An 11,552-nucleotide genomic window follows, 5' to 3' on the forward strand; every position below is an offset into this window, starting at 1 on the left:
AGGTTTCATAACGATTAATGCTAACTATCCTGCACAGTTACACTCATTGAATTTGTTTAATTTACTTTGATTAAGTACTATAAATAAAACAAACCAGTGGACTTATCCCATGAAATACCTTTTGTTACTCATTAACTTAGTTTTTTCAATTTCAGCTTCTGCACTTGCCCACATACCTGTTTGTCCTCATCTTAAAAATGGTACGCCTAAGGCAAGTGATGTTGTGTTATGTCGAGAGGGTTACGCTCTTGGCTACAATAATAAGTTAAAGTCAGCCGAATGGGTTTCTTACATTTTAGAGAAGGAACCCGGCAATGATGTGGATCGACAAGATGATTTTAGGGTTGATCCTGATATAAAATCAGAGTTTCAAACTACACCAGATGATTATGATGAACCTATATATCATCAAGGTCATTTAGCTAATAGCGAATCGATTGATCAAACACAAAGTGCTAACGATGAAACGTTCTTTATGTCGAATATGACACCTCAGTTACCTACTCATAATACAGGAATTTGGAAGGGCCTAGAAAACCGTGAGCGAAAATGGGCAAATAAGCGAGGAAGGGTAATTGTTTTAGCTGGGCCTGTTTATCACAATGAATTTTCATATATTGGAAAGAAGGTTCCAGTACCTTCTGCTTATTGGAAAGTAATTTATGACCCTCAAAAAAAAGAGGCTATCGCTTATTTGATTCCGCATAAAAAACTTAAGACAAAGCAGCTTGATAACTATCTGGTATCAATTGATCATATAGAAGAAATGTATGAATTAGACCTATTAAATATGCTAGATGATAAATTAGAAGATGCTATTGAGAAGATTACACAGCCTAAACAATGGTAATTAACTAAGCAGGACATTTAACCGTATCGTTTAGCTCAACGGTATGGTTTTAATAATACCGTGAATAAAACGGTGCCATTATTACGTTACTGATAGGAGTTCAGTCCTAATTTGGATTTACGTTCATTATTTAGAGTGTTTATTACAAACTGAAGATAATTGTTCTTTGTTTTGTACGCTGCTATTCCATGAAGCCATAAGTTGCTGAAGCTCTTTAAGCTCATCTTTTGAAGGCTCACCAGAAATTGATTTCTCTGATAGGTATTCGAATCGTTGAAAATCATCTTTGTTCATAATTGCCCTCCTTGGCTTGTTAATATAAACATAGTCCAATACATATAAACATTCAAAAATGACAGTAGATTAAACCACACACAACTCAGGTTTTTGTTCTTCGAAGTCGGAGATCACTTCGTGTCCAGTAGATCGTAGTACCATTAGATGAAATTCTGTGAAGGTTGTAAGATTATTTGAGTTCTTAATTTCATCCACTATAAACTGTTGCCAGTGTTTAATTAACTCCTGCCGATTAACACTATCATCCATCACATCTAACTCGGCATATTGACCATGCACTCGCCCTAAAAACTTAGTTGTTTTACCTTCTTCTATTATTTCATAAACCGCAATGTTGAGTATTTCCCATTGTTGATTATCAATTCGAATTAAGGTCACTAGGGAAAGTAATGCCCCTCTTTCTTTAATGTTATCAGGGAATAGAATAAGGCACTCAAAGTTACTATCCGGTTTATCAAATCCATCTAACCTGTTTTCAAAGTATGTTTGTATTTGAAGTGTTAGCTCAAATGATAGTGAACGTGTATCTATGTGGTTCTTTATCTTAATTTTGATTGGTTCCATCGTTAATTCCTCTTTTTAGTTAACTACAGAGAAATTACTAATAATAGTAAGAAGTTACCTTCTACCTAGGTAAACAGTTTTGTCAAAAATAGGCCTTTAAACAGGTATATAGCCTGATACCTTGGATACAAAGCAACCAAAGGTATCAATCATGTATCAATACATATTAAGACTTATTCACGCTTGTTTAGATAAAAGGGGGCGTTATGGCAACACACTACGCTGAGCTTTTACCTGCAAACATGTATCAACCCCTAGCAACAAAGTTTGCTTATCTAGCCATGACTTCCGGCTATATTGACCCCTGTGATTTACTCAATATCAAAGGCAGTATGATCAAATCAATATGCGGCACTAATATGAAACTAGCCAATGAATCACTGGAGGAATTTGAACAGTTAACTAAGCATTTCTATGACAGGCTCAATAAGGATACTAACACTAACCTGACACATAACTGCCGAGTGTTAACAAACGGCTTGGAACTGCCTAACAATGCGTGGAAAGTTTTACGGTTGATGGTGACAATGACAACCAATGGCGGTTTAAACGAATTCATACAACACACATTACCTTCGGATATGTATGTAACCGCACTGTTGGCTTCGATGATAGGTGTTGATGAAACAGATATAATTAATATTAACTTGGCCTTATCTGATACAGGACTATTTCGTGATTGCTGCTTAGACTTATTAGATTTAGATGGATTACCAAGAGGCATTGTTAATGGTTTAATTGGTGACAAAGTTGAAAGCTATACCCAACTAATCTCACTGTTAGTACAACTTCAACCTTGCAGTGAATTAACCACTAAGGATATAACCCATCTTGATATCAATGCCTTAGTCGAATTTTTGTCCGTGGCGGTAAATCATTCATTAATAGGCGTTAATATTCTCCTATGGGGGGAAGCAGGAACAGGGAAAACACAAGTTTGTAGACTACTTGCAGATATCGTAGGTGCAGCCCTGATAGGTATTAAACCATTAGGTGAAGATATTAACCAAAACAAACTGAATTACGATAATAACACCAGTAGCTCAGGTTTAAGATTGCAGTATCACCGCTTGGTTCAAAACGTGGTGAGTAATGAAGAAAAAAACATGTTGGTTGTTGAAGAAGCCGAAGATATCTTTTTACAAGGTATATCAAACCGTGGTTTAGGCAAAGATGCTCTGCACAATGTTTTAGAAAATAACACCGTACCAACCGTATGGATCACTAATGACGTAGATGCTTTACCCACTAGCTGTATTAGGCGTTTTAGCTTTGTTAAACATATTCATGTGCCTGATAACAGAGTGATGGAAAACTTAATTAGCAAAGTAAGTAAGGGGCTTAGGTTATCTAAAACCTTTAAAACTATGTTGGCGGCTAAGGCAAATGTGACACCCGCAAATATTACTAACGCGACTTTTGTCTGTAGCACCCTTGAACTAACGGGTAAGGAAGCCGAGACCACGATACTCGATATGATAGATGAAACATTATCGGCCTGTGGTTTTGATGAGCATAAAGTGCAATACAAGCCACAATTACCTTTCTCTACTGAATTTTTGAATATCCAAGGTGGCAATCAGGCCATCGAGCAGATAACACTGTCGCTTAACAAAAATGGAAATGTACGTGTGCTGTTAACGGGTCCGTCCGGTACAGGAAAAACAGCGGTCGTTAATCATATGGCTAAACAAGCTAATAAAGAACTTATCACCGTCAGGTGCAGTGATGTACTCGACAAATATGTCGGCGGAAGTACAAAAAACATAGCCCGACTTTTTCGTGAAGCAGAAGAAAAAGAGGCCATCCTATTTTTCGATGAAATTGATAGTTTATTATTAGACCGTGGCGGCATGTCTCAAAGTTTTGAAGTGCAACAAGTCAACGAATTACTGACGCAAATAGAGTGCTTTCAAGAACCTTTTTTTGCAGCTACAAATTTCTCTGCTCATCTAGATCGAGCCATGGCACGTCGTTTTGACTTTAAACTTCACTTTGAGTATCTAACATCATCACAGGCTTTAAAACTCTACAATCGCCTCTCAGCACAATCAGTTATCCCTAATAAAGTATCTGCAAAATTATTAGCACTTAAATTTTTAGCGCCCGGAGATTTTGCAATCTTAACGCGCCGAAGAAAGATCTCAACCACCAAGCTATCACACACTGAATGCTTAAAAATACTAACCAGCGAAAATAACCGTAAGCAAAAAAACAAAGCCATTGGCTTTATTAACTAAACCCCAACCACAATAGGTACATACTATGACTAAATCATTATTGAGCAAGCTCAAGCTATCAACGCGCCCTGAAAAAACTTCAGAAAATCCAACGCTAAAGAAACGTGAGAAATTACTAACCAAGTTAAACCAGCAACTTGCTATGGCACAAAGCCACGTTGCGGGTGAAACACATACTGTTTTCAAAGAAAAGTGGCAAAAGAATGCGGAAACAGGTGTGCAAGAGAAAATACAAATACCCAAAAAAGTCAGCCTATGGTTTTACCTTCGCAATAATCAATACTTTTTTGAAGTGCGTTATGGCAATAAACCACTGGAATTAAGCAAGGGGAATCATGCTATTGAGGTGGGTGAAAAAGAAAACCTAGTTTCAACCATTACCACCGTTATCGAAGCAGTTGTTGCTGGCGAACTAGACCCCCTACTCGATAAGGTCACTTCACACCTGAGTAAAAAGAAATAACCACCCAAAACTTATGCCTCTAGTCTAAAACTCTCAGGTTAGAGGCTTTACCCACTAACTTAAATCCCCAACTAAAATCAAAGGGATAATACATGCCTATTCTACGAGAGATTGAAGTGCGTTATACCTTCAAAGAAATTGATTGTGATGTTACAGGTAAGGCATTAGACAACCCGAAACGAACTCATGAGGTCTTTAGCTTTTTAAGGTTTGAGCCTAAGGAAAAGTTTATCGTGGTGAACCTAAGTAACCAAAATACCATCATGAGTTATGAAACCGTGGCATCAGGTACAGTCAACTCGGTAAGTTTACGTCCTGCTGAAGTGTTACGTACTGCCATCATTATTAATGCGCCAGCTATTGTTTTAGTCCACAACCATCCATCAGGCATAGTCAATCCAAGTAAAGCCGATATCGCATTCACTAAAGTCGTTATCGATGCTGCCAAGTTATTAAGTATCGACGTACTTGACCACATAATTATCGGTGAAAGTGATTTCTATAGCCTAAAACAACACGGAGATATGTAACCAGATAGAAAGCCTGCCTTATTTAATTACCGCCTAAAACATACCACAGTTATTCGCCAGCATATAAGTGAACCTGATCACCGAAAACTTAGCTTAAACATCTAATTTTAATTAACATTTATACACCAAAGGAATAAAATCATGACTATTCGTATTAAGCACGAAGGCGTAGCCTTGCCTCTTAGCCCAATGTTCGCATTGTATATTGCCGACTTAATTGCACCTTATGAAACCAATGAGACAGTTGTACTTAACTTTAGAGATCCAAACTACTCAGCTGAAAATGGTGGTTATCACCCAGTTGAAATTCGATTAGAAAACGAAGGTAATTGCTGGCGTTTTTGTTACATCACCGATTTTTGCTTTGTCGGTAATGGTCATATGGCAGAACTTGCTAAAGATCTAGACTTTGACTTTGATGCTGGCGTGTTTCAAAACCTGTTCGGTACATATCCTATAGAGCAAGCTATAGAAATCTTTCAAGTTTGGGAAAGTAACTTTGTTTATTACGCTATAGTGTCAAAAGTGTTTACCATTCAAAAAATAGCAGATTAATTGTATTTTTTGGATATACGCACGTAAAACATTTAACTATCTATATAAATCAGCTACTACTTTAACTATTTTTTCCTGTATTAATTTTAGAGTTTCATCATCATGATAATAAGGAGCATTAACATCTGTTACTTTATCTAATATGAACGATTGAGTATGTGATAATGTACGTGAAAGGTGAATAGGTAATGATAACTCAACAAGCCAAATACAATGACTGTGACTCATCAATAAATAAAAAACAAACACCATACCCACAAGCCTTTGTTTATGGCGATGTAATCAAAGCAGTTGTAAGTCCACCCTCACGCATGTAATGTAATATTAATAGCGCAGTGTGACAGGTGGAAAATGAACAATTTAGAAAAAATACTAGAACAAGAAGGACCAACAAGCAGTTCGAAGATTGTAGATAGGTTGGTTTCAATATATAAGATATCCAAACCTGCTGCTCGAAAACGAGTTTCAAGAGGCTCTCCAAATATTGTTAGCCTGAAAGGTATTTCTCTACCTCGCAGAGAAAAATTTGTTTACTTAAAAAAAGATTTCGGGTCACCTCAGTACTGGAATAACTTAATTTCTGTACTTCAGGAGACAAACTCAGCATATGGTTTAGCATTAGGTGCATTAACCCAAAGAGGTGAAATTGTTTTAAAGAATCATTTCTCTATTATTTGTGGTGCACCTTTGCGTCAAGCAAAGCACTTAGCGCCAGATACAATACTTAAAAACTTAGTTGCTGCAAAGTTAGTATCTATTATAGATATTTCAGGTGTTGGAGAGTGTGTTGCGTTAACTAAAGGAAGTGATGTTTATTATGAGTCACTGATTCCGCACTTTAAAGCCAGAATGATTACTGAAAATATTCTACTTAATGGTATTGGTGCTTGGGTCAAGAATATTGGACTGGGTAGTTATGGGAAGATACTACTTAGAAATGAAGTTAACGATGTTCAACCTAGAGTTGGAACATTTCATTGGGATTTAACCGCACCTTCATACCTTGGTGCATTGACCACCCTTACTCTAAAGGGGGCTCCTAATAAGCTTGGATTTATTGCTTGTGATATATGCTTAGGAAAGAGAATAAGTGAAAAAGGTTTAGCGCCATTTTTATATAAATGCAACACTTTGCGCAGCCTAAAGAATGTTGGTAGATGCCTCCAAATTTTTGTTGCTGATAGGTTTGAAAAAGACGCCTTTATCAAAGCAAAAGAAAATGGAATTCTTCCTATCACACCTGAAAACTTGTTTGGAAAAGATGTATCTGAAGGGCTTAATTACTTAATTTCAGCGTTAAGTGGCCTTGCCGATTTAATGTTTGAACCTGAAATGTTTGATGAAATGTTTACTCGTTTATCAAAAATTGAAGGAGCCGTAAATAATCTGCGAGGTGCATTTTTTGAGTTTATTGTTGCAGAAATATTTAGAAAGAAAGCAATAGATGTTCGTATGAATTACATACTAAAAACATCGCTTGGTGAAAGAGCCGAAGCCGACATAGTAGTTAATTCTCTAGAACAATTATTATTCATTGAATGTAAAGGGTACTCACCACATGCTACAGTTCCAGACAGTGAGGTAAAAAAATGGCTAACCGAAAGAGTTCCAAGAACTGTTAAGGCCGCAAATGAGCACACTGATTGGAAAGACAAGATCCCAACATTAGAATTTTGGACAACTGGAAAGTTATCTGAAAGTGCGATTCAAATGATTGAGTTGGCGATGAAAACTGTTAAGCCAACTCGATATAAACTAGGTTACAAAGATGTGTTAGTCGTACAAAGGGCTATCAGAGTAACAAAAGACAATGGACTTATTAGTTCGTTTGAGAAAAACTACATCAAAGATCCAATATCATCAATTAAATTAAAGAGGCCTAAATTCGATAGCACCATGCGCTTTAATGATGAATTGGTAATTAATGAAACTTCATCCTAAGGACAAAAATAAAACAATAATCGATTGATAAATGGTTATATTAATGGAGTTTTTGCAAATCAGATAGGAGGATGTTTACCAACGATTTTTTGAAACAAGTAATATCAAGCTCACTCATGTACTTAGTAATAAACGTATGGATAATACTGTGGGATGAACGTATATGGTTAAGTTCATTCGTAGGAAATATTCTTGCTCAGTAACTCGACCTCCACGCTAAATTCAGAACCAAAAAAGCTATTATTTCGAATTAGAGCTTTATAATGATGATATCAGCGACCGAAACCCAATCGTCACCTCTTTCGCAATCGAATTTTGAAAAAATGCTAGTTCTAAATTAAGTCCTATAAAGCACTTTCGTTACATGCCCAATCTAAGTACATTAATAATCTACGATTTCTAGTTGATAAGTGCCCTTTTTCAATCTAGCAAGTTTAATCAAAACATCAGGATTCGCAGATTTAGCAGTATCAATAACTAGCTTTTGCTGGTCTTTAGGCATTTTCTCACCGATCACAAGTTCTTTTAAGCATTTGGGAGAATAACTATGACCATTACCGTTTTCTAGTGTCAGAAGTCGGTACTCTTTTTCATACTTCCACGCTTTTGATTTAGTACCAATTGTTTTAGTAATATCAGTTATCGTATCTGTCATTGGGTTATCATTTAAAATGTGCCTTGAACGAGCAAAGCTATCTAAAGACAAGGTTACAGGGCGGTCTTGATACTCAACTTCTATAGGTCTGATTGTTAGCTCTTGATCATAAAAATCTTGCTGCAACTGCTCACTATCAAATACCAAACAAAACCCCCTCAAGCCACCAGCATAATGTGACCACATAAGATTTTCATAAAGCGGGTCATCATTATCATCATAGCGGGACATACAGATAGCTTTAGACTTATGGACAGTTCCAATCATAGCTTTTTCGAAATCTCGTTTAAGCATTTTAAAGAACAACTCTTCCTGACTATCATTGTCCGTTACACCAGCCTCTTTGAGCATTCTATCTCGTTGAGCAACATCAACTTCAGAGTCCGGTATAGGTGTAACCCTACTAAGCAGGTTTTTCCGAACATAATCTGACACTGTTTCATCAAGAACATAACTCCCTTCAAACGGGTCATTGAATTTCCCTAAATCAGAAAACCACAAGACACTATTTGATAGACCACTCAAACTAAACGTATCAACTTCTCGAAATTTATATAACTTCATAATCCACCAGCAACATAAATGAAGCTATCGTACCTAATTTAAGACAAAAAAAACGTCCTCTAGTTCACACCCTTTACTTTTAATATTATTATCAATTAGTTGAGACTTATCAAGTTCGATAGAGCACTTTAATTACATGCCAACCAAATTTAGTTTTAACTAAGTGAGGCTCTAATATTGCGCCCTTAAATGCTATTTTATCAAACTGAGGTACCATTTGACCTCGCTTAAACTCGCCTAAATCACCACCCTTTTTACCAGACGGACATGACGAATACTTTTTAGCTAACGTTTGAAACTTAGCACCTTTACCTAACTGCTCAACAATATCTTCTGCAATTTCTTTGTGCTTCACCAATATGTGAAGTGCGTACGCTGTAGCTGCCATGTAAAACCTTTTAAGCCTTCTCTTTTGGACATAACCTTTTGGACATAAAAAAGCCCCGACTCTTTCGAATCAGGGCTATCTTTATATGGTACCGCAAGACGGACTTGAACCGTCACTTCTTTCGAAATCGGATTTTGAATCCGACGTGTCTACCAATTCCACCACTGCGGCAAAGGACTGTAGAAATTTTTGCTAATTAGCAAAGAAGTAATTTTTCACTTAAAAAGTTATTTCTTTGTAAACTATTTTCGTCTAACTATCTTACTTAATCACGACTAAATAAAATTTTTTCTTTGCAAATCTTTGCAAGGGCATAATTCGTCGCCAGACTATTAAAATTAAGCATCTACGTGTAGGCGCTCTAAATTTTGAATCCGACGTGTCTACCAATTCCACCACTGCGGCAAAGGACTGTAGTATGTTTTGCAATTTGCAAAGAATTGAGTTTTCATTTAAAAATTAAATTCTTTATAAACTTTTTTCTTTTGAACTTTAGCTACAAGCTAAAGATGGGGGCATTATACGAAACTTATTCCAGTAAGCAACAAGTTTTTCATGCCTTCACGACACTTAGTCATCAAGTGTCGTTTATTTGTGCAATCATCTTACATTTTGTGGGCATCTAAAAAGATATCAACAGCCTTACTCACTTGATAAGTGATCTCTTCATCGCTGGCTTTTTTATCTGGCAATAATAAGCTGCGGGTATGGAGCGGCCCTTTCGCCATTTCCATTAACATTTGCGCACTAAAATGACAGTTTTCAATTTTTAAAATCTTTTGCTCGGTCAACCACGTTAAATAATCAACTAAAGGCAATATGCCAGTCATTGGTCCATTTTTATATATCATTTCACCCAATTCAGGAAACTTCACTACTTGCTGAACGACTAAACGAAATAGTGACATTAACTCTGGTGATAACATACCTACCACAAACTTAAAGCATACTTGGTTGAGTGCTTCTTTTGCTCCAAGATCGCGATTTATTGAGGTTAAAATTTCAGACTGTGCTTTTACTTGCCTTTGAATAACAGCCATCAACAAACCGTGCTTATTTCCAAACTCATTGTAGATAGAACGTCTTGAGCCGCCTGCTTCATTAATGATCATTGCTAAAGACGTTTCATCAAAACCTAGATTATAAAAAAGATTTTGTGCTGCATCTAAAATCAATAGACCCCTTGGACTGAGTTTTGTTATGTCTATACTGCTGTCTTTAACCATGAGATTGTCCGTAATTGTAACTATATTGTTGACTTTGGTACTACATAGTACCAAAATATACGGTACTGACTAGTACCAATTGTACAGATCAGCAAAATTGAACTTTACTGACAGGGACATCCCTGCACTTTTGTCTAGTCAAAAGAAACTGAAGGAACACGTATGCGCGCGCTCTCATTTATATTTATTGCTCTGATACTCGCTGGGTGTAATGAACCTGCTAAAGAGATTACTAAACCAATTCGTCCAATCATGTGGACCAAAGTAGAAATATCTCCGTTTGAACAAATTCGCACCTTGTCTGGTATTGTTGCCCCTGTTGAAGCAACTAAATTGAGCTTTGAAGTGCAAGGAAAAATTCAAACCATTGAGGTGAATCTTGGTAATGAAGTGGTTAAAGGTCAAGAGCTAGCGCGCTTAAACCAACGTAGTTTTAACTTGGGACTTCAGTCTGCACAAGCGCAATACCAACAAGCCAAAGCAACATTAATTGATGCCAGAAATAGCCATAGACGATACGAACAATTACTTAAGCAAGGCGTAGTGTCACAATCAGGCTTTGATAATGCTAAGGCTACTTATGATGCCAGTAAAAGTGCTGCTGATGTTGCACAAGCACAATTGGATATTGCCAGTAAAAATTTGCAAGACAGTATTTTATTAGCCCCTTATGATGGCATTATTACCAAACGTTTATTTGAGCCTTCCCAGCAAATATCCGCAGGACAATCTCTCTTTGAAATTGAAGGTAAACATGGTCTTGAAGTTCATGTCATGGTACCTGAAACGCTCATTCGTGAGTTAAGACAGCTTTCTATTCTCCCTATCCATTTTCCGGTTTTACCTGAATTAACGATGCAAGGTCAAATTACCGAAATTGGCACTCGTGCTGAATTTGCTAATGCTTTCCCGGTTACGGCAGTACTAGAAGGTGATAATCCTTTACTGCGTGCAGGTATGACAGCTGAGGTGGATTTTTCTTTTTCTGGTACAGGAAGAACAGGCCATACAGGTGATGTTTTTCGTATCCCTGCCACTGCGCTAAGTGCAGGATTAGAGCAAAAAGCTTATGTTTTTGTTTATAACCCTGACAGCCAACAAGTGATTAAAACCCAGGTACAAACAGAAAACATTTTCAAAAATGAAGTGTTCATTTCATCCGGCTTAAAACAAGGTGATATTATTGCTACCGCCGGTGTTGCCTTTTTGCGTGATGGTCAACAGGTCAGTTTGACTGATAATAACATTCAGCGTTTTAACTAAGTCAGTATTAGGAAGA

General features: G+C 36.9%; 13 protein-coding genes and 1 tRNA gene. 8 read left to right on the top strand and 6 right to left on the bottom strand.

All coding sequences use genetic code 11. The annotated features are described in order from the left end of the window. Positions 1-109: 109 nt before the first annotated feature. Positions 110-850, top strand: a complete 741-nt coding sequence (locus ESZ36_RS17145) for a DNA/RNA non-specific endonuclease (protein WP_146790144.1) — start codon at positions 110-112, stop codon at positions 848-850. Between the two features lie 126 nt (positions 851-976). Here the strand turns inward: ESZ36_RS17145 and ESZ36_RS22570 are convergent, their stop codons facing one another. Together ESZ36_RS22570 and ESZ36_RS17150 are read right to left on the bottom strand one after the other, a co-directional pair. Further along, positions 977-1,144 carry a hypothetical protein gene (locus ESZ36_RS22570; protein ID WP_170235872.1) on the bottom strand — a complete coding sequence of 56 codons (168 nt, stop codon included), beginning with the start codon at positions 1,142-1,144 and terminating at the stop codon, positions 977-979. 69 nt (positions 1,145-1,213) lie between these two features. Next, complete coding sequence (locus ESZ36_RS17150; protein ID WP_146790146.1) at positions 1,214-1,711, bottom strand: hypothetical protein; 498 nt, start codon at positions 1,709-1,711, stop codon at positions 1,214-1,216. Positions 1,712-1,917: 206 nt separating this feature from the next. Here ESZ36_RS17150 and ESZ36_RS17155 point away from each other — a divergent pair, with 206 nt between their 5' ends. The 6 genes from ESZ36_RS17155 (at position 1,918) to ESZ36_RS17175 (ending at position 7,440) form a co-directional block, all read left to right on the top strand. Then, on the top strand, positions 1,918-3,951 hold the full coding sequence (locus ESZ36_RS17155) for an AAA family ATPase (protein ID WP_246129149.1): 2,034 nt from the start codon (positions 1,918-1,920) through the stop codon (positions 3,949-3,951). A 25-nt stretch (positions 3,952-3,976) separates the two neighbouring features. Further along, positions 3,977-4,414, top strand: coding sequence for a DUF6641 family protein (locus ESZ36_RS17160; protein ID WP_146790148.1), 438 nt, complete (start codon positions 3,977-3,979; stop codon positions 4,412-4,414). A gap of 92 nt (positions 4,415-4,506) precedes the next feature. Continuing rightward, complete coding sequence (locus ESZ36_RS17165) at positions 4,507-4,944, top strand: JAB domain-containing protein (protein ID WP_146790150.1); 438 nt, start codon at positions 4,507-4,509, stop codon at positions 4,942-4,944. A 141-nt stretch (positions 4,945-5,085) separates the two neighbouring features. Beyond that, complete coding sequence (locus ESZ36_RS17170; RefSeq protein ID WP_342779743.1) at positions 5,086-5,499, top strand: DUF2787 family protein; 414 nt, start codon at positions 5,086-5,088, stop codon at positions 5,497-5,499. A 188-nt stretch (positions 5,500-5,687) separates the two neighbouring features. Next, a complete protein-coding gene (locus ESZ36_RS23085) occupies positions 5,688-5,816 on the top strand; it encodes a hypothetical protein (protein WP_281285049.1) in 129 nt (42 codons plus the stop codon). A 34-nt stretch (positions 5,817-5,850) separates the two neighbouring features. After that, positions 5,851-7,440 carry a hypothetical protein gene (locus ESZ36_RS17175; RefSeq protein ID WP_146790152.1) on the top strand — a complete coding sequence of 530 codons (1,590 nt, stop codon included), beginning with the start codon at positions 5,851-5,853 and terminating at the stop codon, positions 7,438-7,440. 382 nt (positions 7,441-7,822) lie between these two features. Here ESZ36_RS17175 and ESZ36_RS17180 read toward each other — a convergent pair whose 3' ends face one another. From ESZ36_RS17180 to ESZ36_RS17195, 4 genes are all read right to left on the bottom strand, one after another. Next, a complete protein-coding gene (locus ESZ36_RS17180) occupies positions 7,823-8,659 on the bottom strand; it encodes a DUF2971 domain-containing protein (protein ID WP_146790154.1) in 837 nt (278 codons plus the stop codon). A gap of 109 nt (positions 8,660-8,768) precedes the next feature. Continuing rightward, a complete protein-coding gene (locus ESZ36_RS17185) occupies positions 8,769-9,047 on the bottom strand; it encodes a peptidylprolyl isomerase (protein WP_146790156.1) in 279 nt (92 codons plus the stop codon). A gap of 86 nt (positions 9,048-9,133) precedes the next feature. Next, positions 9,134-9,218: transfer RNA gene (locus ESZ36_RS17190), tRNA-Leu, on the bottom strand. A 434-nt stretch (positions 9,219-9,652) separates the two neighbouring features. Then, positions 9,653-10,273, bottom strand: coding sequence for a TetR/AcrR family transcriptional regulator (locus tag ESZ36_RS17195; protein WP_146790158.1), 621 nt, complete (start codon positions 10,271-10,273; stop codon positions 9,653-9,655). 162 nt (positions 10,274-10,435) lie between these two features. Between ESZ36_RS17195 and ESZ36_RS17200 the strand changes: the two genes are divergently transcribed. Beyond that, positions 10,436-11,536, top strand: a complete 1,101-nt coding sequence (locus tag ESZ36_RS17200; protein ID WP_146790160.1) for an efflux RND transporter periplasmic adaptor subunit — start codon at positions 10,436-10,438, stop codon at positions 11,534-11,536. Positions 11,537-11,552 lie beyond the last annotated feature (16 nt).

This window comes from Colwellia demingiae (assembly GCF_007954275.1).
GTDB lineage: Bacteria > Pseudomonadota > Gammaproteobacteria > Enterobacterales > Alteromonadaceae > Colwellia > Colwellia demingiae.